General features: G+C 75.4%; 18 protein-coding genes. 4 read left to right on the plus strand and 14 right to left on the minus strand.

Annotated features, from left to right (window positions below; all coding sequences use genetic code 11):
• Positions 1-135 precede the first annotated feature (135 nt).
• The 8 genes from ABD823_RS16865 to ABD823_RS16900 all read right to left on the minus strand — a co-directional run bounded on the left by ABD823_RS16865 (position 136) and on the right by ABD823_RS16900 (position 6,942).
• A complete protein-coding gene (locus tag ABD823_RS16865; protein WP_344860569.1) occupies positions 136-903 on the minus strand; it encodes a hypothetical protein in 768 nt (255 codons plus the stop codon).
• Positions 900-1,706, minus strand: coding sequence for an ABC transporter permease (locus ABD823_RS16870; RefSeq protein ID WP_344860571.1), 807 nt, complete (start codon positions 1,704-1,706; stop codon positions 900-902). Before ABD823_RS16870 ends, ABD823_RS16865 begins: the two co-directional genes overlap by 4 nt.
• The gene (locus ABD823_RS16875; RefSeq protein WP_344860572.1) at positions 1,700-2,416 is read right to left on the minus strand and encodes an ABC transporter ATP-binding protein; all 717 of its coding nucleotides are present in this window, start codon (positions 2,414-2,416) and stop codon (positions 1,700-1,702) included. Before ABD823_RS16875 ends, ABD823_RS16870 begins: the two co-directional genes overlap by 7 nt.
• 78 nt (positions 2,417-2,494) lie before the next feature.
• Complete coding sequence (locus tag ABD823_RS16880; RefSeq protein WP_344860574.1) at positions 2,495-3,166, minus strand: response regulator; 672 nt, start codon at positions 3,164-3,166, stop codon at positions 2,495-2,497.
• Between the two features lie 76 nt (positions 3,167-3,242).
• On the minus strand, positions 3,243-4,334 hold the full coding sequence (locus tag ABD823_RS16885; protein WP_344860597.1) for a sensor histidine kinase: 1,092 nt from the start codon (positions 4,332-4,334) through the stop codon (positions 3,243-3,245).
• On the minus strand, positions 4,331-4,894 hold the full coding sequence (locus ABD823_RS16890; protein ID WP_344860576.1) for an ATP-binding cassette domain-containing protein: 564 nt from the start codon (positions 4,892-4,894) through the stop codon (positions 4,331-4,333). Before ABD823_RS16890 ends, ABD823_RS16885 begins: the two co-directional genes overlap by 4 nt.
• Positions 4,895-4,954: 60 nt before the next feature.
• Positions 4,955-5,608 (minus strand): response regulator, encoded by a 654-nt coding sequence (locus tag ABD823_RS16895; protein ID WP_344860577.1) that lies wholly within the window; start codon positions 5,606-5,608, stop codon positions 4,955-4,957.
• Complete coding sequence (locus tag ABD823_RS16900) at positions 5,605-6,942, minus strand: sensor histidine kinase (RefSeq protein ID WP_344860579.1); 1,338 nt, start codon at positions 6,940-6,942, stop codon at positions 5,605-5,607. The genes ABD823_RS16895 and ABD823_RS16900 overlap by 4 nt, the downstream gene beginning before the upstream one ends.
• Before the next feature lie 181 nt (positions 6,943-7,123).
• On the opposite strand from ABD823_RS16900, the gene ABD823_RS16905 reads away from it, so the two are divergent.
• A complete protein-coding gene (locus tag ABD823_RS16905) occupies positions 7,124-9,148 on the plus strand; it encodes a serine hydrolase domain-containing protein (protein WP_344860580.1) in 2,025 nt (674 codons plus the stop codon).
• An 85-nt stretch (positions 9,149-9,233) separates the two neighbouring features.
• Here the strand turns inward: ABD823_RS16905 and ABD823_RS16910 are convergent, their stop codons facing one another.
• On the minus strand, positions 9,234-9,551 hold the full coding sequence (locus ABD823_RS16910; RefSeq protein ID WP_344860583.1) for an STAS domain-containing protein: 318 nt from the start codon (positions 9,549-9,551) through the stop codon (positions 9,234-9,236).
• Positions 9,548-13,717: a SpoIIE family protein phosphatase gene (locus ABD823_RS16915; protein WP_344860585.1), complete on the minus strand. Its 4,170-nt coding sequence runs from the start codon at positions 13,715-13,717 to the stop codon at positions 9,548-9,550. The genes ABD823_RS16910 and ABD823_RS16915 overlap by 4 nt, the downstream gene beginning before the upstream one ends.
• Before the next feature lie 98 nt (positions 13,718-13,815).
• Between ABD823_RS16915 and ABD823_RS16920 the strand changes: the two genes are divergently transcribed.
• Positions 13,816-15,312, plus strand: coding sequence for a PP2C family protein-serine/threonine phosphatase (locus ABD823_RS16920; protein WP_344860586.1), 1,497 nt, complete (start codon positions 13,816-13,818; stop codon positions 15,310-15,312).
• Positions 15,291-15,647 (plus strand): STAS domain-containing protein, encoded by a 357-nt coding sequence (locus tag ABD823_RS16925; RefSeq protein ID WP_344860588.1) that lies wholly within the window; start codon positions 15,291-15,293, stop codon positions 15,645-15,647. Before ABD823_RS16920 ends, ABD823_RS16925 begins: the two co-directional genes overlap by 22 nt.
• Before the next feature lie 106 nt (positions 15,648-15,753).
• Here ABD823_RS16925 and ABD823_RS16930 read toward each other — a convergent pair whose 3' ends face one another.
• From ABD823_RS16930 to ABD823_RS16940, 3 genes are all read right to left on the minus strand, one after another.
• Complete coding sequence (locus ABD823_RS16930; RefSeq protein WP_344860589.1) at positions 15,754-16,323, minus strand: hypothetical protein; 570 nt, start codon at positions 16,321-16,323, stop codon at positions 15,754-15,756.
• Positions 16,324-16,519: 196 nt separating this feature from the next.
• Positions 16,520-17,077 (minus strand): DUF488 domain-containing protein, encoded by a 558-nt coding sequence (locus tag ABD823_RS16935; RefSeq protein WP_344860591.1) that lies wholly within the window; start codon positions 17,075-17,077, stop codon positions 16,520-16,522.
• Between the two features lie 109 nt (positions 17,078-17,186).
• On the minus strand, positions 17,187-17,768 hold the full coding sequence (locus ABD823_RS16940; RefSeq protein WP_344860592.1) for a TetR/AcrR family transcriptional regulator: 582 nt from the start codon (positions 17,766-17,768) through the stop codon (positions 17,187-17,189).
• Between the two features lie 97 nt (positions 17,769-17,865).
• Between ABD823_RS16940 and ABD823_RS16945 the strand changes: the two genes are divergently transcribed.
• Positions 17,866-19,059 carry an MFS transporter gene (locus tag ABD823_RS16945; RefSeq protein ID WP_344860594.1) on the plus strand — a complete coding sequence of 398 codons (1,194 nt, stop codon included), beginning with the start codon at positions 17,866-17,868 and terminating at the stop codon, positions 19,057-19,059.
• 151 nt (positions 19,060-19,210) lie between these two features.
• Here the strand turns inward: ABD823_RS16945 and ABD823_RS16950 are convergent, their stop codons facing one another.
• Entirely contained in the window at positions 19,211-19,780 is a 570-nt protein-coding gene (locus ABD823_RS16950) for a hemerythrin domain-containing protein (protein WP_344860595.1), read from the minus strand.
• Positions 19,781-20,700 lie beyond the last annotated feature (920 nt).

Raw genomic sequence — 20,700 nt, forward strand, 5'->3', positions numbered from 1 at the left:
CGTGCTGACCCTCGAATCCACCGAACGGTTGATTGCCACCCGCGGGGATCATGTGCGGGGTCCCCGGACCGCGCCGCCGGGCCGGGCCGCACCACCGGGGCCGGACCGGCCCCCGGCAGGAGCGGCCGGGAGCCGTCAGCCGTCCCGCCGGGCGGTGGCCGCCCAGGCGGCGCCGACGGACACCGCGGCCCACGCCGCGACCACCAGCAGGCCCACCGGCCGCTCCAGCGCGAGATCCGGGCCCTCGGGCACGCCGAGAAAGCTCAGCGCCGCCTCGTGCGGCAGCGACCGCACCACCTCGGGCGCCATGCCCCGCAGCAGCGGGGAGACCAGGACCGGCAGGGCGGCCAGCACGGCCAGCGGGGCGACGACCGTCCTCGCCAGCGCGGCGAACCCGTACGCCACCAGGCCGACCAGCAGGTAGGCCACCGCCTTCGCGGGCACGCCGCCGGCCGCCCCGCCCGCGTCCGCGCCGCCGAGCACGTGCCGGACGAGGTGGCCCGGCAGCACGGCGGGGAGCGCCGCGACCGCGAGCACGCCCAGGACCGCCAGGAGCTTCGACAGGAAGAAGCGGTCGCGGTCGGGAACCGCCAGCAGGCTCACCCTGACCTGTCCGCCCCGGTACTCGCCGCCCGCCGCGAAGACCGGCACGGCCGCGAAGGCGTACACCGGGGCGAGCAGCACGGTGCCGGACCGGGCGAGCGCGACCTGCCCGTCCGGGCCGGCGAGGCGGACGGCGTCCGTGGCGGCCAGCAGGCCGAGCAGCGTGTCGGCCGCCAGGGCCAGGGCGAGCGCGATCCACGTCGCGGGCAGGGTGAGGATCTTGGTGAGCTCGGCGCGGACCGGATCGGACAGCCTGATCCCGTCCGCGTCCGGAACGCCACCGGCCGGGGCCGCGGTCATCGCGCGTCCCGCCGGGTGAGGAGGACCGCGGCCGTGACGGTGGCCAGCAGCGGCCAGGCGACGAGCACGGCCATGGCGTGCGCCGGACCGGCGGACAACCGCAGGTCCTCCCCGGGGAGGAGGATCAGGTTGCGGCCCGCGCTCAGCGGGACCAGCGCGTCCAGCGCGGGGGCGAAGGCCGCCAGGACCTGGCTCATGGTCAGCGCGGTCAGCACCACGGTGACCAGGACGCCGGCGAGGGTGCTGCGGGCGATCAGGGTGACGGCGAAGGTGACGAGACCGCTCAGGACCGCGTAGGCCAGGAACTTCGCCTGGGCGGCCCACGCCTGCGCGCTCACCACCAGGCCCGGATCCCAGCCCCTGGTCGCGCCGTACATGAACGCCGTGCTGATCGCGGCGATGACGGCGGCGGCGGACAGCAGGAAACCGCCGGTGGCGAGCGTCTTCGCGCCGACCAGCAGCCCGCGCCGCGGGACCGCGAGCAGGGAGGCCCCGAGCTGGCCGGCGCGGAACTCCTGGCCCCCGATGACCGCGGCGGTGAAGGGCAGGAACAGGCACATCTGGAACGACGACGCGGCCAGATACTCGGCGAGCGCCTCGCGGGCCGGGCGCACCGTGCCCGGGAACCGCTCGATCATGCCGTCCGCGGTGATGCCGTCCACCGCCTCCGTCTCGGCGTCTATGTTCTGGGTCCACAGGAGCAGGTGCAGGCCGACGACGGCACCGGTGACGAGCCACACCGCGCGGAGCGTGACGATCTTCGTCAGCTCCGCCCGGACCGCGGCCGCCGCGTCCCTCACCATCCTCCCCTGCCTTCCCGGTCGCCGGTGAGCGCGAAGAACGCCGACTCCAGCGACCCGTGCCCCGCGCTGAGGCCGGCCAGCGGGCCGTGCGCGACGATCCGGCCCCGCGCGATCACGATCGCGTCGTCGGCGGTCTCGGCCGTCTCCGCCATCAGGTGGCTGGAGAGCAGCACGGTACGGCCGGACGCGGCGTACTCGCGCAGCAGGTCCCGCACCCGGCGGACGCCCTCCGGGTCGAGCCCGTTGACCGGTTCGTCCAGCACCAGGACCTCCGGGTCGCCGAGCAGCGCCGCGGCGATCCCGAGCCGCTGCCGCATGCCGAGCGAGTAGCCCTTCACCCGCTGCCGGGCCGCGCCGGTCAGGCCCACCAGTTCGAGCACCTCGTGCACCCGGCGGCGCGGGATCCGGTTGCTCTGCGCGATCCAGGTGAGGTGGTCCACGGCGCGGCGCTCGGGCACCGGGCCCGCCCCGTCCAGCAGCGCCCCCACCGTGCGCAGCGGGTGGCGCAGGTCCCGGTAGCGCCGTCCGCCGATCAGCGCGGTGCCGCCGTCCGGGCGGTCCAAGCCGAGCAGCACGCGCAGGGTCGTCGACTTGCCGGCCCCGTTCGGGCCGAGGAAGCCGGTGACCCGGCCGGGCCTGACCGTGAAGCTGACGTCGTCCACCGCCGGCTTCCCGCCGTACCGCTTGGTGAGCCGCGTGATCTCTATCATCCCTCGCCTCGTGTCTCGTGTCGGAGCACTCAGCATCCGGCGAGGCCGCGAGCGGGCGCGTCACCCGGAAGTAGACAGCTAACGCGGCTCGTGCAGCAGTCCCGCCTCGTGGGCGAGCACGGCCAGCTGGGTGCGGTCGCTGACGTCCAGCTTGGCGAAGATCCGGCGCAGGTAGGTGCGGACCGTCTCCAGGCTCAGGCACAGCTCGTCCGCGATCCGCCGGTTGGACAGGCCGCGGGCGACCAGCCGGATCACCTGCAGCTCCCGCTGCGACAGCACCTGCCGGGTGAACGCGTGCCGCTCGTCGGGCCGGCGCGGACGGAACCGGTCCAGCAGCCGTACGGTCACCTCCGGGGCGAGCATCGCGTTGCCCGCGTGCACCGTGCGGACCGCGTGCAGCACCTCCGCCGGGGCCGCGTTCTTCAGCAGGAAGCCCGACGCGCCGAGCGTGAGCGCCTCGTGCACGTACTCGTCCAGGTCGAACGTGGTGAGCATCACGACCCGGGTGCGCGTCTCCGCCAGGATGCGCCGGGCCGCCTCCAGCCCGCCGGTCCCGGGCATCTGCACGTCCAGCAGCGCGACGGACGGCCGCAGCGCCGCCACCAGCCGCGCCGCCGCCTCCCCGTCCGCCGCCTCCCCGGCGAACCGGAAACCCGGGGTGCGTTCGAACAGCTTCCGGTACGCCCCGCGCAGCCCCGCGTCGTCGTCGGCGAGGAAGACGGAGACCGGATCGGACCCCGGCCCGCTCACGGACCGCCTCCGGGGAACGCCTGACCGGCCCGGCCCGGGCACGGTCCCGGCGGACGTGCTCCCCCGGTTCCGGCCGTCACGGGGCTCCTCCCACGGGCAGCCGGGCCTCCACCTCGAAGCCGCCCCCGGGCCGGGCCCCCCACGCCACCGTCCCGCCCACCAGCCGGGCCCGCTCCCGCATGCCCCGCAGCCCGGACCCCGATCCGGCGCCCGGAGCCCGGCCGACCGGCCTCCGGGCCCCGCCGTCCCGGACCCGGACCACCAGCACGTCGCCCTCCCGGCGCACCCGCACCGTGCACCACGCGCCCGGGGCGTGCCGCACCACGTTGCTCAACGCCTCCTGCACGATCCGGAACGCCACCGCGCCCACCCGGCCGCCGACCGCCCCGCCGGCGTCGACCCGGGCGTCCACGTCGACGCCGGCGGCCCGGGTCGCCTCGACGACCTCCGCGAGCCCGTCCCGACCGGGCGCCGGCCCGCCGTCCGGAGCGCGCAGCGTGCGCACCAGGCCCTGCACGTCCTCCAGCGCCCTGCGGGCGTGCTCCTCCACCTCCGACAACGTCTCGCGCAGCTCCTCCTCCCGGGCGTCCGGCAGGCCGAGGACCACCCCCGACTGCGCGATGACCACCCCGAGCGCGTGCCCGACCACGTCGTGGACGTCCCGCGCCACCTCCAGCTGCACCCGCATCCGCTCGGCCTCCCGAGCGGTCGCGAGCTGCCTGCCGGTGACGGTGCCGAGCAGCCAGGACACGCTCAGCGCGGCCACCGCGAACACCACCTGCCGCCCCGGCCCGGCCGCGTCCCCCTCCGGCACCGCGGTGACCATCGCCAGCCCCGCGAAGACCCCGGCCAGCACCCCGGCCACGACCCGGGTGCGCCGCGCCCGCTCGATCGCGAGGGGGTACAGGCACCAGGCCGCGGCCAGCATGGGGTCCTGGCAGACCCCCAGCACCGTGCCGGCGACGGTGGCGGCCCCGGCGGCCAGCGTCGCCCCGAACGGCGCCCGCCGCCGCAGCACCATCGCACCGGCCGTCATCCCGGCCAGCACCGCCCCCGCCGCCACCGTCGGCCACGCTCCGGCGCCGAGTGCCGGCCACGCCCAGAACACCGCCACGACGCCGGCCGCCGCGCCGCCGTCCACCGCGCCGTCCACCCAGGGCCGTGTCATCCCCCGCACGCCCAGCACCGTAGGCGAACGATCGCCGATCGGCCACACCCGCGCTCCCCGGTGACTCCCGGTGACTGGAGCAGCTCGCCGTGGGTGCCCTGCTCCACGACGCGCCCCCGGTTGAGCACGACGAGCCGGTCCATCCGCACGACGGTGCTCAGGCGGTGCGCGACCACGACCGCGGTACGGCCCTGCATCAGGCGCCACAGAGCCTCCTGGACGAGGATCCCGCTCTCGGAGTCCAGGGCGCTGGTCGCCTCGTCCAGCAGCGGGATCGGGGCGTCGCGCACGGACCGGTGGAACATGGCGGGTTCCTGGGGGACGTAGGCGATGAGGCTGCGCGGGTCGGACTGGCGCAGCCGGGCGATGTCCTGGCCCCCTATCAGGATCCTGCCGCCGCCCACGTCCATGAGGCGCAGCAGCAGCCGGGTGAGCGTGCTCTTGCCTCCGCCGGACTGCCCGACCAGCCCGGTCTTCGCGCCGTCGGGGATGTCCGGGTCCAGGTCCTCGAACAGGGGCGGGCCGCCTCCCGAGCCTCCGGCCGATCCGAGCACAGCCATCCGCCCTCCCCGAACGCCGACGCCGCTGTGACCGCTCAGCACCCGCGCGGAACGCGGCGATCACTCGACGATGCCCGCGCGGAACGCGGCGATGGCCAGCTGCACGCGGTTGGTGGCCGAGAGCTTCTCGAACAGGCGGGTGACGTGGCTCTTCACCGTCGCCTCGCTCATGTGCAGGCGGGCGGCGATGTCGGCGTTGGCGTGGCCGAGGCCGATCTCGACCAGCACCTGCCGCTCCCGCTCGGTCAGGCCCCGCAGCCGCTCCAGGGCCGCGCGGCGGCGGCGCGTGCGGTCCTCCGCGGTGAGGCGGTCGATGAGCTGCCGGGTGACACCGGGCGAGAGCATCGCGTCGCCCGCCGCCGCGTGCCGTACGGCGCGCAGCAGGTCCCGCGGCGGGGTGTCCTTGAGCAGGAATCCCGTCGCCCCGGCCTCCAGCGCCCGGAAGACGGTGTCGTCGGCGTCGAAGGTGGTCAGGACGATCACCGCGGGCGGGTGCGGGCGCGCGCGGATCGCCGCGGTGGCGGCCAGGCCGTCGAGGCCGGGCATGCGCACGTCCATGAGGACCACGTCCGGGCGGGCGCGGGCGACCGCCTCGAGCGCGGCCCGCCCGTCGGCGGCGTCGCCGACGACGGCCATGTCGTCGGCCGTTTCGAGGATCATGCGCAGGCCGGCGCGGACGAGGGCCTCGTCGTCCACGAGCAGGACCGAGATCATGGTGCGTGCTCCGCGGGGACCTCGCCGGTCGCGGCCGGCGCGCCGCCCCGCTCGCCGTGGCCGGGCCGGGATCCGCCCCGGTCACCGTGGCCGAACCGGGGCTCACCCTGGTCGCCGTGGCCGAACCGGGGCTCACCCTGGTCGCCGTGGTCGAGCCGCGGGATGCGGGCCCGCAGCCGCCAGCCGCCGCCGGCCCCGGATCCGCGGGGGCCGCTGCGGAGGGTCCCGCCCACCAGCCGGACCCGTTCGGCCAGCCCGACCAGCCCGGAACCCGACCCGGGCAGGTCCGCCGGTGCGCCGCCCGCCGGGGCGTTGTCCACGGTGACGGTCACGCCGCCGTCCTCGCCGGGCTCCACCGAGACGGTGACCGGCGCGCCCGGCGCGTGCTTGCGGGCGTTGGTCAGACCCTCCCGGACGATCCGGTGGACCACCCGGGCCGCGGCCGGCGGCAGCGGGCCGGCCCGGTCGCGCAGCTCGACGCGCTGCCCGGCCTGCTCCGCCTCCCGCACCAGCGACGCCGGGTCGGCGAACGGCGCGCCACCGTCCGGGGGCGCGCCGGGGTCCGGCACGCCCGGTTCCTCCCGCAGCACGCCGAGCACGTAGCGCAGCTCCCGCAGCGCCTCGCGGGCGGTGACGCGGATGAGCGCCGCTCCCTCCTCGACCCGGGCGGAGCTCCCGCTCGCGGCGAGTTCCAGCGCGCCCGCGTGGAGCGCGATGAGCGACACCTTGTGCGCCAGGACGTCGTGCATCTCCCGGGCGATCCGGGTGCGTTCCGCGGAGCGGGCCTGCTCGTCGCGGAGGCGCCGCTCGGCCTCGGCGCTCTCGGCCCGCCGGTGGAGCGCCTCGGTCAGCGCCCGCCGGGTGGCGGCGTGCAGGCCGGCGGCCGTCACCACGGCGGCCGCGACGGCCGCCGAGACCGCGCCCTCGGCCGTCAGCCGGCCCTCGTCGATCCACGACCATCCGGCGAAGCCCGCCCAGCCGGTGAGCGCGAGCGCCCCCGCCTGCCGCCGGGGGGCGTACGAGGCGCCCGAGTACAGGCCGACGAGCAGGGGGCCGGGGTTCCCCGACAGCGCATACGCCGCCGCTCCGGCCGCGGTCGCCGGCCACCACCGCCGCCTGCGCCAGATCTGCGCGAGGCCGCCCGCCGCGCCCGCCGCCGCGATCACCGGCGGGGGCAGCGCCGACCAGTGCGCCCGCACCGCGAAGCCGGTCAGGACCAGGCACCCCAGCACCAGGGCGGCGTCCACGGCCCCGGGACCGGTCAGGCGGGCCCGCAGGCGGTCCGTCACCGCGTCCCGCGGCCCGGGGGCGTCCATGTCCGCGGCCTCTGCCATACCCCGCAGCCTAGAGACCAGGAGGGCACCGCGCCCATCCCGCTTTCGTCGGCGGACCGGGCGGCGCGGCTCCGACTTTCGTCGGAGTACGGCCTCGCCCGCGGACCGATGCGGGCCGCGCCCCCGCGTCGCGACCCTTGACGGTGTCCCCTTGCCGAGCACCGTCACCAGGAGCCGACCCATGAGCCGACCCGTGCGCAGCCGGCCGTCCCGCCTCGCCCGCCCAGCAGCCGCAGGGCTGCTCGCGGCCTGTCTCGCCCTGCCCGTCCTCGCCGGCCCGGCGGCGTCCCGGGCCCGGCCGCCCGCCGCGGCCGCCTGGTCCACCCCGGCCCGGCCCGCCACCGGGACCGCCGCTGCCGCCGGGCCCGCCTCGGCGGCCTCGCCCGCCCCGGCCCGATCACTGTCCGCGCCCGCCTGCCCTGCCCCCACCGCGCGGGCGCTGGCCGGTTTCTTCGACGACGCGGTACCGGCCCGCCTCGCCCGCGACCGGGTGCCCGGCGCGGTGGTCTCGGTGGTGTCCGGCGCCAGGACCGTGTTCACCGGGGGCTACGGCCTGGCCGACGTCGCGCGCGGGACCGCGTTCGACCCCGGCCGCTCACTGGTCCGGATCGGGTCGATCACCAAGCTGTTCACCTGGACGGCCGTGATGCAGCAGGTCGAGGCCGGCCGGCTCGACCTGGACGCCGACGTGAACCGCTACCTGAAGGGGTTCCGCGTCCCGGCCACCCACCCGGAGCCGGTGACGTTGCGGACCCTGATGGACCACACCTCCGGCTTCGAGGAGCGCGCGGTCGGCATCGGCGCGCGCACCGCGGCCGACGTGCCGCCGCTCGGCGAGTATCTGGCACGGCACCTGCCGGCCCGGATCCGGCCGCCCGGCGAGATCTCCGCCTACTCCAACCACGGCGCCGCGCTCGCCGGCCACGTCGTGGCCCAGGTCACCGGGGAGCCCTACGGCGCCTACGTCCGCCGCCACCTGCTGGAACCGCTCGGCATGACACGCAGCACCGCGGCCGAGCCGGTGCCCGCGCCCCTCGCGGCCGACCTCGCGCGCAGCTACGACTCCGAGGCCGTCCCCCCGCGCGCCGTCCCCTTCACCTTCGACGCGATGCCCCCCGACGGGTCGGTCAGCGCCACGGCCGCGGACATGGCCAACTTCATGATCGCGCACCTGAACGGCGGGCGGTTCCGCGGCACCGCCGTGCTGAGCCCGCAGACCACGGCGCGGATGCACCGGCGCTCCTTCTCCGCCGACCCCCGCCTGGGCGGGTACGCGCACGGCTTCATGGACCGCACCGTCGGCGGCCACCGGGTCCTGATGCACGACGGCAGCTGGGAGGGGTTCCGGAGCGTGCTGCTCCTGGTGCCCGGGTGCGACCTGGGGATGTTCCTGTCGGTCAACGGCACCGGCGGCATCGGGGCGGCGGCGGAGCTGACCCGCGCGTTCCTCGACCGGTTCGCCCCGCCCCGGGCGGCCGCCGGGCCCGCCCCGGAGCGCTCCCCGGCGGCCGGGGAGGCCCCCCGGGAGGGCTTCTACGCGCCGGCCCGGCACAACGCCTCGACGATCGAGAAGATCCTGGTCCTGCTCGGCCCGGCGCGGCTGCGGGTGGACGGTGACGGCACCGTCCGCTTCCAGGGTGAGCGGTGGCGGCCCCGGGGCGGCGGCCTGTACGCCTCGGCGGACGGCCGCGACCACCTGGTGGCCGTCCCGGGCGGGGACGGCCGGCGCTACGTGGCCACCGACGGTCCCGCCTACCGCCTGATGAGCGCCGCGGAGGGACCGATCGTCAACCTGGCGGTCCTGGCGGTCTTCACCGCCGCGGCCCTCAGCGCGCTCGCCGTGCCCCTGGCGGCGGTGTGGCGCCGGGCGCGGCGGCGGCCCGCCGCCGCGACGGCCGCCTGGCGGGCGGCACGCGCGCTGGCCTGCGGGGCCGCCCTGCTGGGCCTGGGGTTCCTGGCGCTGCTGGCGGCCCGGGTCCTCGGCGACACCGGCGACTTCCTGTACGGCGTGCCGCCGGACATGCGCATCCTGCTCGCCGTACCCCTCGTCGTGCTGGCGATGACGGCCGGGGCGGCCGGGTACACGGTGAGGGGCTGGGCGGGCTCCGGCACGGTCGCGCGCGTGCACCAGGTCGCCCTGTTCGCGGGGCTGGCGGCGCTGGCGTGGTTCCTGTGGCAGTGGAACCTCATCGGCTGGCGGTTCTGACCGCGTGGGACGGCGCGCAGCGGGAACCGGCCGGCCGCGCGGGCGGCGGGACCGCCGGGGCGGCGCGGGCCCCGCTTCCCGGCGCCTACCGCGGGGCCGTCCCGTCCGGTGCGATCCCCTCGACCTCGGTGACCTCGGTGAGCCCGGAGATCGTCAGGACGGGGGCGAGCAGGGGGTTGGCGACCAGCCGGATGCGCGGCGCGTGGGAGAACAGGACGGTCAGGCCGGCGCTGTCGAGGTAGTCCACCGCGCTCAGGTCGACGACCAGCGAGCCGTCGCCGGCGGACCTGGCCAGCGCGGCGTCCAGGGTGCCCGCGTTGCTCATGTCGATCTCCCCGGTGACGGCGAGGACCGGCGTGCCGTCGGGCCGTTCCGAGGCGACCAGGGTCAAAGGGGTGGTCATCGGGTGATCCTCGCATGCATGTCGACGGTGGTCCCGGAGGCACCGGGTTCGATGGTGACCTCGTGCATGAGGGCGCGCATGAGGGCGACGCCCCGGCCGCGGTGGGGATTGGCCTCGGGTTGCGGCGGCTTCCACCGGCCGGTGTCGGCGACGGTCAGGTGCAGGTCGCCGGCGGTGGCGACCGCCCGCAGGCGGATCGTGCGGCCGGGACTGTGGCGGTGTCCGTGCTCGATCGCGTTGGCGCAGGCCTCACCGGCCGCGACGAGCACGTTCTGGATCAGCGAGGGGTTGAGCTCGCAGCGGCTCAGCCAGTCGCGCAGGGCCGTGCGGACCGGGGCGAGCTGGCTGGACTCGGCGGGGAAGGCGACCTCCAGCGGCGCGGGCTGGCGGTACAGCAGCAGGGCGACGTCGTCGTTGAAGCCGCCGTCCGGCGCGAGCCGGGCCATGACGTGGGTCGCCAGGTCCTCGATGGGAGCGGCCCGCCCGTCCTGGACGGCGGCGCTGGCCTGGTCGATGCCCGCGGTCAGCGGGCGCCGGCGCCGCTCGACCAGCCCGTCGGTGTACAGCAGCAGGGTGGAGCGGGCCGGCATGGTGCACCTGGCCTCGGGCCGGGAGTGGTCCGGCCGTACGGCCAGCGGGGTGGAGCGGCCGCCCTCCAGCAGCTGGGTGGTGCCGTCGGGGTGGGCCAGGATGCCGGGCGGGTGGCCGGCGCTGGAGTAGACGAGGTCGCCGGTGGCGGTGTCCAGGACGCCGCAGAAGACGGTGGTGCACCTGGCGCCGGGGACGAGGGCGGCGAACCGGTCGAGGGCGCCGAGCACCTGGGCTGGCCCGGCCTCCTGCAGCAGCAGGGCGCGGCAGGCGCTGCGCAGCTGCCCCATGACGGCCGCGGCCTCCAACCCCCGCCCGACGCAGTCGCCGACCACGATCCCGATGCGCTCGCCGGCCAGCGGCACGATGTCGTACCAGTCGCCGCCGACCTCCAGCGGGCGGGTGGCCGGCTCGTAGCGCACGGCGAAGCCGTCGGGCAGCCGCGAGGGGCCGAGGATGGCGCGCTGGAGGGCCACGGCGGCCTCGCGCTGCTGGTCGAGCTGGTGCGCCCGGTTCAGGCCCTGGCCGAGGTGTCCGGCCAGCAGCGCGAGCAGGGTCTGGTCCTCGGTGGTGAAGGGCCGGTTCTGGCCCAGGTCGATCCAGAGCGTCAGAAGGCCCTGCGGGTGCTCCAGGGTGACGCCGGCTCCGTCCGCCCGGTCCGCGACCGGGCGCAGCGGCGGCTGCTCGCGCAGGGCCGACAGCTTCTCGCGCACCTGTTCCGGCAGGTCCTGCCAGCCGCCACCGGCGGGCGCGCAGACGAGCTCCGGCGAGGCGCCGCCGTTCCAGAGCGCCGCCGTGACCCGGCGGGCCCGCCAGACCTCCTGCAGCGCCTCCAGCGCCCCGGACAGGGCGTCGGTCACGTTGTCCGCCCGGGAGACGCGCATGCTCAGCGCGGCCAGCGCGCTCTCCCGCTGCACGAGGTAGTGCTCGGCGGTGACGTCGCGCACGGTGCCCACGACCCGGCGCCGGCCGGTGTCGGGGTCGGTGACGTCGTTGAAGGTGACCGCGATCCAGACCTGGTGCCCGTCGCGGTGGGTGACGGGGATGACGCAGCTGCCCCTGCCCTCGCTGACCAGCTGGGAGAAGGCCGCGGCGACCATCGCGTGGGCCTGCGGGTCCTCCCGCTCGTCCGGCCACCAGGGGTGCAGCGGGGTGTACGGCAGGCCCTCGGGGCCGTAGCCGAGGATGTCGGTGAACGCCGAGTTGATCTCGACGACGGCGCCGTTCTCGTCGGTGGCGAAGAACGCCTCCTGCAGCGATTCGATCATGGCGTTGCGCCACCGGGTGTGGTGGTTGCGCATGCGCGCCAGCTCGACGTTCGCCCGCACCCTCGCCAGCAGCTCGGCGGCGGAGAACGGCTTGACCAGGTAGTCGTCGGCGCCCGCCTCCAGCCCTTCGATGGAGGCCTCCTGCCCGGCGCGGGCCGACAGCAGCAGCACCGGGACGCTCGCGGTGCGCGGATCGGCGCGCAGCGCGGCCACCAGCTGCAGGCCGTCCAGGCGCGGCATCATCACGTCGCTGACGACCATGTCCGGCGGGTCGGCCCGCGCCGCCTCCAGCGCGGCCTGGCCGTCGTCCACCACGGTGACCCGGTAGGTCTGCCGCAGCAGCCGCGCGAGATAGTCGCGCATGTCGGCGTTGTCGTCGGCGATCAGCACCCGGGGCGGCGCGCCGCCGCCCGGCGCCGCGGGGTGCGCGGCGGCGGGGACGTCGGGGGTGACCGCCCGCCCGGCGTCCGCGCCGTCTCCGGGGATCCAGCGCAGGGTCTCCTCGACGAACGGGTCGGCGGTGGCGGAGACCGCCTCCGCCGACCCGGCCGGGATCAGGCTGTCGGCCGGCAGGTGAGCGGAGCCGAAGGGCAGCCGGATGGTGAAGGTCGTGCCCTCGCCCTCGACGCTGTCGGCGGTGATGGTGCCGCCGTGCAGGCCGACCAGCTCCTTCACCAGCGCCAGTCCGATGCCGCTGCCCTCGTTCGAGCGCGACCGGGCGCTCTCGATGCGGTGGAAGCGCTCGAACAGCCGCGGCAGCTCTCCGGTGGGGACGCCGATGCCGGTGTCGGCGACCGTGACGACGGCGTGGCCGTCCTCGGTGCGCAGCCGGACGCCGACGGAGCCGTCGAAGGTGAACTTCAGGGCGTTGCTCAGCAGGTTGAGCACCACCTTCTCCCACATGCTCCGGTCGATGTACACCGGCTCGGCCAGCGGCGGGCAGTCGACCTCGAAGGCCAGCCCGGCCCTGTCCATCGCGGAGCGGAAGACGCTGGCCAGCTCGGTGGTCACGGCCGCCAGGTCCACCGGCTCGTAGCGGGCCTGCATGCGGCCGGCCTCGATGCGGGAGAAGTCGAGCAGGGTGTTGACGAGCTTGCCCAGGCGCAGCGCGTTGCGGTGGACGACCTCCAGCTCCTCGCGCACCTGCGGGTCGGCCTCCTGCAGCCGGCCGCGCAGCTCCTGCACCGGCCCCATGATCAGGGTCAGCGGGGTGCGGAACTCGTGGCTGATGTTGGAGAAGAAGACGGTCTTGGCCCGGTCCAGCTCGGCCAGCTCCTCGGCCCGCCGCTGCTGGGCCTGGTAGCTGCGGGCGCTGGCGACCCCCGTCGCGACGTGCCCGGCGGCCAGCTCGATGAAGGCGCGGTAACCGTCGTCCAGGGGACGGTACCGGTTGAGCCCGGCCACCAGGAACCCGTACGGCGCGCTGCCCTGCTGCAGCAGCGGCACCACCAGCGCCTGCGCGGGCGGCTCCGCCCAGGCGCCGGACGGCAGGCCGGTGAACGGGGCGCCGTCGAGCGCCACGAGCGCCGACTCCCCGCGGGCCAGCTCCGCCGCGGGCCACGCCCCGCCGGTGTCGCCGAACGGCAGGACGGCGGGGGCGGCCGGGTGCCCGGCGGGGATCCCGGTCGCCCCCGCCAGCCGCGCGCGGTCGTCGCCGTCGAACAGGTAGGTCAGCGTGAACGGGAGGTCGTGCGGGTTGCCGCCGAGCTGCCTGCAGGCGAAGGCGAGCATCTCCTGCTCGGTGCGGACCACGCTGGGGTCGGAGCCGAGGTCCCGCAGGGTCGCCATCCGCCGTTCGCCGATGACCCGCTCGGTGTCCTCGCTGACGACGCACAGCATGCCGACCACCGCGCCGGCGTCGTCGCGCAGGGGGCTGTAGGAGAACGTGTGGTAGGTCTCCTCCGGGTAGCCGGCGCGCTCCAGGAACAGCAGCAGCCCTTCGTCCCAGGTCGCCTTCCCCGTGGCCAGCACGGCGTCGATCCGGGGGCCGATGTCGTCCCAGATCTCCGCCCACACCTCGCCGGCCGGCCGGCCCAGCGCCCACGGGTACTTCCGGCCCAGGGTGTCGCGGCGGTAGGCGGCGTTGCAGAAGAACGTCAGCTGCGGCCCCCACGCCATCCACATGGGGAACCGGGACGACAGCAGGATGCTCACCGCCGTGCGCAGGCTCTGCGGCCAGCCGGCGGGCGGCCCGAGCGGGGTCGCCCGCCAGTCCACCGCCGCCAGATCCGGGCCGACCTCGTCGTCGACGGCGAAGACCTCAGCCTCGCCCCCCGCCGGGCCGCGCTCAGCGCCGTCACAGCGCGTCATCTGACACCCTTTCGCTCACGCCGAGCCCGGCCGCACCGCGCCGGACCCGCCCACCGTGCCGCCGCGCGGCAGACCGCACCTCCCGCCTGCGGAGACCGGTGGCGTGGCTCGCCCGGCCCGCCTCCGCGACGGCCCTTCCATGTGCACCGGTCGACGACTCCCGGCTCGGAGCGGCAGGTACGCAAGGACCAGGTCAACGGTTACGTAGGATAGGGCAAATCGCTCCGGGGCCCTGCGTCCGCCCCTGTACCGCACGGAGCGAGGCGGGAAAGGAGCCTGACGTCAGCACCGCCGACGAAACGCGCCGGCTGGCGGCCGTACGCCGCTACGCCTCTCTGGACGCCCCCGGTGACGACGCGTTCGGCCGGGTGACCTCGCTGGCCGCACGGATCTTCCACGCGCCGATCGCCACCGTGACGCTCGTCGACGACGAGTGGGTCCGGTGCAAGGCCGCCCACGGGCTGCCGCCGCGGCTGTGCCAGGGCAGCCGCGCGGTGAGCCTGGGTGCCGCGGCCGTCACCCACGACGGCGTGTACGTGGTCCCCGACACCTCGGCCGACCCGCGTGCCTCCGCCGACCCGCTGGTCCGGGGCGAGCCCGGGGTCCGGTTCTACGCGGCGGCTCCGATCGTCACCTCCGACGGCCACCGCCTGGGCAGTGTCAACGTCATGGACACCCGCCCCCGGCAGGCGACCTCCGAGCAGCTGGCCTCCCTGCGGGACCTCGCCGCCCTGGTCGCGGGCGAGCTGGAGCTGCGGCTGACCGCCTCGCGCACCGTCGCCGCCGAACGCGAGCTGCGCGCCGGGGCCGAGCGCCTGGCCCGCACCCTGCAGCGCACCCTGCTGCCCCCGGCCCTGCCGCGGGTGCCCGGCCTGCACGCGGCCGCGGCCTACCACCCCGTCTCCGCCGACGAGGTCGGCGGAGACTTCTACGACCTGTTCCCGCTCGACGGCGACCGCTGGGGGTTCTTCCTCGGGGACGTCTGCGGCAAGGGCGCCGACGCGGCCGCCCTGACCTCCCTGGTCCGCTACACGCTGCGCGCCGCCGCCGTCTACGATCCCGACCCGTGCGCGGTGCTGGCCAACCTGGACGCGGTGCTGCAGCAGGAGCACGCCGGGAGCACCGCGCCGCCGCCGTACTGCACCGCCGTCTTCGGCGTCCTGGAGCCCGACCGCGACGGGTTCACCGTCACACTCGCCGGCGGCGGGCACCCTCCGGCCCTGATGGTGCGGACGGGAGGTAGCATCGAGGCCGTCCACCCGGAGGGAGGGCAGCTGATCGGCATCCTGCGTGACCCGTACTTCGCGCAGGTGAGGACTCGTTTGAACGCCGGGGACGCGTTGCTGCTGTACACCGACGGCCTGATCGAGGCCCGCACCGAGGCCGGGGCCAGGCTGGACGAGGAAGGCCTGGCCGCGTACCTCGCCGCCGCCGCGCCCGCCACCGCCGACGACCTCCTCACCGCGGTGCACAAACTGATCGCCGCCCTGGGCGAGGGCGTCTCCGACGACACCGCGGTGCTCGCGCTGTCCGTACCCGCCTATTCGACCGCCGTCCCCCTTCAGGAGTCCTGGTGCAGCATGACCACGACCTGACCGTCACCCTGCAGCCGCACCCGGTCAGCCCTCTCGTGCTGACCGTGGCGGGTGATCTGGACCACCACACCGTCCCCCGCCTGCGCGCGGCCCTGGACGATCTCACGCTCGCCCCGGGCGCCGGGCTGGTGATCGACCTGTCGGGGCTGACGTTCTGCGACTCCACCGGCATCTCGGCGCTGGTCTCCGCCCACCAGCGCGCGCAGGACGCCGGCGCCGCGCTGGCCCTGGCCGGCCTGGACCCCGAGATCATCCGCGTCTTCCGCATCATGGGGTTGGACCGGCTGTTCTCCTTCCACGACACCGCGGAGAAGGCCATCGCCTCCCTGCAGTGATCCACTCCGCCCCGGCCGGGACGCGCCGCCCCCGGCGGGCGGGGTGCGCCGGGGGCCGGACGGCCGGGGCGCGTGCGGGAGCGGCGGCCGGCCGTACGGGCCGTGCTCAGAGGCGGCGGCACTGGCCCTCCTCGTCGCCGCGGGCGGAGTTCCCGCTCCCGACCGGCGCCGGGCGGTTCTCCTTGCACTGCAGGTCGCCCTCGACCAGGTTGCGGTGGAGGCGGGCGCCGCCGCGGTTCCCCACCACCTGGACGTCGCCGCCGACCCGGTTCCCGTCGACGCGCAGGGGGCGGCGGTTGGCGTCGAGCTGGACGTCCCCGCCGACCCGCGAGGAGGTGACCGTCACGGCGCCGCCCTGCTTCACCTGGACGTTCCCGTCCACCACCGAGCCGCCGGTCACCGACACGGCGCGGGCTCCCTCCCCTTGGACGTCGCCGTCGACCTTCACCTCGCGGGCGACGAGGGTCGCGTTCCGCTCCACCTTGACGCCGCCCTCCACCCGGGTGCCGAGGAGGGTGCAGCTCGCGCCCGCCGGCACGCGCACGCCGTCGACGGTGACGGCCCGGATGGTCCCCCGGCAGGTGCGGTCGTCCGCGAACGCCGGAGCGGCCAGGGCCGGTCCGGCGAGTACGGTGCCGAGGACGGTTCCGGCCACAGCCATCTTGATCTTGCTCACGTCATGCCCTCCGTCGTCTCCCGGCCGGACTCCCCGCCCGGCCGCAGGAAGAGCATTTCGACGGGGGGTGAGGGCCCGGTGAGGCGTACATGAGCGTCTTCTCATGAGGCCGGACCGGTTCTCCCGCGGTCGGCCCGGCCCGCCGCCGGGCGGTCCCCGCGCCCGGCGGGCCGGGCCTGCGGCGGGCGCACCCCGGTCACTCCCGCCGGTCGTACACCAGGCCGTCCGCGGTGACGCGCGCCCCGGCCGACGGCTCGTGCCGGGTCCGGCGCCCGTCGTGCCCGAGGTGCTCGACGGGCAGCCCGTGCAGCAGCACGGCCACGTCGCCGATGAGGCGCCGGTGGCAGCGCCACCACACCGTCTCGCTGCACATCACCGCCGTCGTGCCCGATCCGGCGGTCCTGACCTCCTCCACCAGGGCGGCCATCGCCTCGACGAACTCCGGAGTCCGGCTGTGGGCCGCGTAGGCGCGGAAGGCCTCGACCCGCCACCAGGGGTCGCGCACACCGGACGCCTCCGGTCCGGCAAGGCGGCGCCGTCCGCCGAGCCGCGGCTCCCACCGGTACGCGATGCCCTCGGACGGCAGCCACCGCGCCAGGGCGTCCCGGGCGACGTGCGGGTGGCGGCGGCTGCCGGGGAAGCGCCTGACGTCGACGATCGAGCCGACCCCCGCGCCGCGCAGCAGCCGGACGATCAGCTCCCGGTCCGCCGTCCCGTGTCCGAAGGTGAGCAGGGTCGGGTCCGCCGATGCCATTGCGCCAGTCTGCCACCCGGGATCCGCGCCGCCGGCGCCCGGCCGCGGGATCCCTCCCGGAGCCGGCCGGCGGCCCGGCCGCGCCCCTTCCCCTGGCGACCGTCCGCGATCAGATCGCAGGTGCCGCGAGCGTTCTGATCGTGAAGTCGATGGCCGTGGCCAGCCGCTGGGGATCGTGTCCGGCGCGTTCGCGTACGCGCAGCCCGAGCACTGTCGTGAACAGCATCTCCGCGGCGGCGTCGACGTCCAATGCGGCGGGCAGGTCACCGTCGCGGACGCCGCGCTGCAGGAGCGACGTCAGGGTCCTGCGGGTGACGTCGAACGCGGCCTCGGTCCTCTGGCGGACCTCGGGGTCGGCGGCGCCGAGCTCGGTGGCCGTGTTGACCACGAAGCAGCCACGGCCGGCCTCGTGGCCGACCATCCAGATCATCCACTCCCGCAGGATCTCGAGGCTGGGGCCGGGGGCGCTCAGCCGTTCCTCGGCCTGGGCGGACTCGGTCGCCCGGTAGTGGTCCAGCGTCCGCAGGAACAGCGCGCGCTTGTCGTGGAAGGTTCGATACAGACTGCTCTGCCTGAGGCTGAGCTCGGCGCCCAGATCACGGACGGACGTGGCGTTGTAGCCGCGGCACCAGAACACCCGGGTCGCCCTGTCGATCACGTCCTGCTCGTCGAACTCCCTGGGTCTCGCCACGGTCGCCACCCTACCAGAGTTGTGGAGCGATCGTTCCCATATTAGGGTGTGCCGTCATACGGGAGCGATCGCTCCCAAATCGGAGAGGAGACTCGACGTGCCGACATCGGACCGCACGCTGACCGAGCGAGACGTCTCGGCGAAAAGTCACTGGATCGCGGTGTCCGCCGTGGCCTTCGGCACTTTTCTCCTGGTGACGGCCGAGCAGCTCCCCATCGGGCTGCTCGCCCCCGTCGGATCGGCGCTGTCGGTGTCCGAGGGCGCGGCGGGGCTGATGGTCACGGTCCCCAGCGTCGTCGCCGCCGTCGCGGCGCCGGCGGTCCCGGTACTGGTCGGCCGGCTGGATCGCAGGCTCCTGCTCATCGCCCTGATGGGACTCATGACGCTCGCCAACCTGGCCTCCGCCCTGGCCCCGGACTACCAGCTTCTGATCACCGCCCGCGTGCTGGTCGGGGTCGCGATCGGCGGGTTCTGGGCCATCGCCGGCGGTCTGGCCGTCCGGCTCGCCCCGCCCTCGCACGTGCCGCGGGCCACCGCGATCATCTTCGGCGGCGTCGGAGCCGCGAACGTCTTCGGCGTGCCCATCGGCACGATGATCGGCGGGCTGGCGAACTGGCGGGTCGCGTTCGGCGCGCTGAGCGTCCTCGCACTCGCGGTGCTGGTCGCCCTGCTGATCGTGCTGCCACCGCTGACCGCCGCCCAACCCGTCGGCCTGCGGCGGCTGGCCGGACAGTTCCGCAACCGGGGCGTCCGGGTGGGCATCCTGGCGACCTTCCTCATCGTGACCGGCCATTTCTCGGCGTACACGTTCATCGGTCCCGTGCTACGGGATCTATCCGGCATCGATGAGCACCTCATCGGGCCGCTGCTGTTCGGGTTCGGCATGGCGGGCATCGCGGGAAACTTCATCGCGGGTGCCGCCGTGTCGAAGAGACTCCACCGCACGGTCCTGTCCATCGCCGTCGCCTTGGGGGTGACCGTGCTGCTCTACCCCGTGGCGGGCCTCACCGCTGCGGGCGGGGTGACGTTGCTCGTCGTCTGGGGCCTGGCGTACGGCGGGGTCTCCACCAGCCTCCAGACCTGGATGATCAAGTCCGCGCCGCAAGCGGTCGAGGAGGCCTCCGCGCTGTGGGTCGCGGTGTTCAACCTCTCGATCGGTCTCGGTGCGCTGGCCGGCGGTGCGATCGTCGACGCCCTGCCGCTGCAGGGCGTCCTCTGGCTCGCCGGCGTCCTCCTCCTGGCGGCCGGGGCGGCCGTGCGGGGTGCACGCCGGAACGAGAGCCTGCGATAGCCCGGCGTGATCCGCCCGGCCCCCTCCGGGGTTCCCGGCCGGTCCGGGCGAGGATCCGATCCGGCCGGCCCGGGCGAACGAGGCCGTACGGCTTGCGCGGGTGCCGGGCCGGGACCGGATGGGATCCGGTCCTGCCGCCCGGCCTCGTGACTCAGTCCCGGCCGCGCCCGCTGAGCGCGTCCCGCATCCGGTCGACCAGGCCCGTCATCGGGCCCAGCACCTTGTTGGCCGGAGGCTTGTCCGGAGCGGCCGGGTGCGGCCGGGTGGGCGCGATCTTCTTGATCGCCTCGACCTTGCGGCCCAGCTCCTCCAGCCGCTCGGCGTCGGCGCTCTCGCGGAGCCGGGGGAACAGCTCGTTCTCCTCCTCCTGGATGTGCGCGCGGATCTCGGCCATCAACCGGGCCAGCAGGACGTTGTGGCGCTCCTCGGACACGTCGGTCCGCTCCAGCTCCTTCATGGTCTCCTCGGCCTCGGCGTGCTCGGCGAGCTCCCGGTCGGCCAGCGCGTCGCCGCCGGGCACCAGGTCCCGCACGGCCGGGTACAGGTAGGCCTCCTCGGCGACCGAGTGGCGGACCAGCTCGGTGATGACCTTCTCGGTCAGCACCCGGCGCCGCTCGGTCTCGCTCCGGCTCAGCCGCTCCAGCTCGGTGAACATCTCCTCGACCTCGCGGTGGTCGTGCGTCAGCACGGCCACCACGTCCATCTCCTGAACCCTGCTCATCACAGGCCCCCTCTTCCGCGTGGTGGTCCGGGGCCACGGCGGAGCCGCGGCCGATCGCGGCGCGCCCGGGTGCCCCGGCGCGGCGCCCCAGCGGCGCCACTCCACCGACACGATCACGAACCGGTCGATAGGGGTACGACCGGCACGGCCGGACCGGTGAACCCTTCCCCTGCGATATCCGGCGCATCATCCGGGATCCGGAATGCGGGGGTTCACCTGGGGATGTCTTTCCCCGCCGGAGACGACCCCGGCGGAGTCCGGGGCGGCCCGGGCCGCCCCGGGGACGCGACGCCGGGAGGCCACCGCCCGGCACCGGGCGCCGGGATGCCTGCGGTCGAGGCGGTGCGCACCGCCCGGCGGCTCGATCCGGTCGACGGAAACAGACATCAAGCCGAATCCATGCCAAGATCACCCCATTTCGTCCACGACTCCCTCCACCCCGATACCGGAACCCGGTGAGGGGTGAAGGAATGGCGCACCGCTTCCACCTGGGGACATCCGTTTCCCGTCGGCGCCGGAGCGGGATCCGGCGGCGGGAAAGCGGGAACCGGGCCGCCGACCGGCCGGGAAACCCCCGCGCGACATGCGGTATCGCGCTCTGTCATCGCTTGTTAACCCCGTTGTAATAACGCTCCGTGAAAAACTGTCCACAATCCGACAAGTCACACGATGTACGGTAGATCACCAGATGACGGCGTGATAACGTTTGTGGCTGATTCCATGTGTTCGCGTTCGGGAATTGCTGGTGTCCATTGTTCGAATTGATTCGGGGAACACCCGGCGGCGTCGCCCCGCCCCCGCCTCCCGGAGCGTTCGACCCCACCGTCCGGCAGACCTCTGCTCCGGCGCGCGCCCGGTTCCCCCGGCCCGAGGACTTTCATGATCGAACCGAACGTCGTGGCGGAACTGCTGCTGGGCGG

Origin of the sequence: Planomonospora alba, from assembly GCF_039534085.1 — a bacterium.
Lineage (GTDB): Bacteria > Actinomycetota > Actinomycetes > Streptosporangiales > Streptosporangiaceae > Planomonospora_B > Planomonospora_B alba.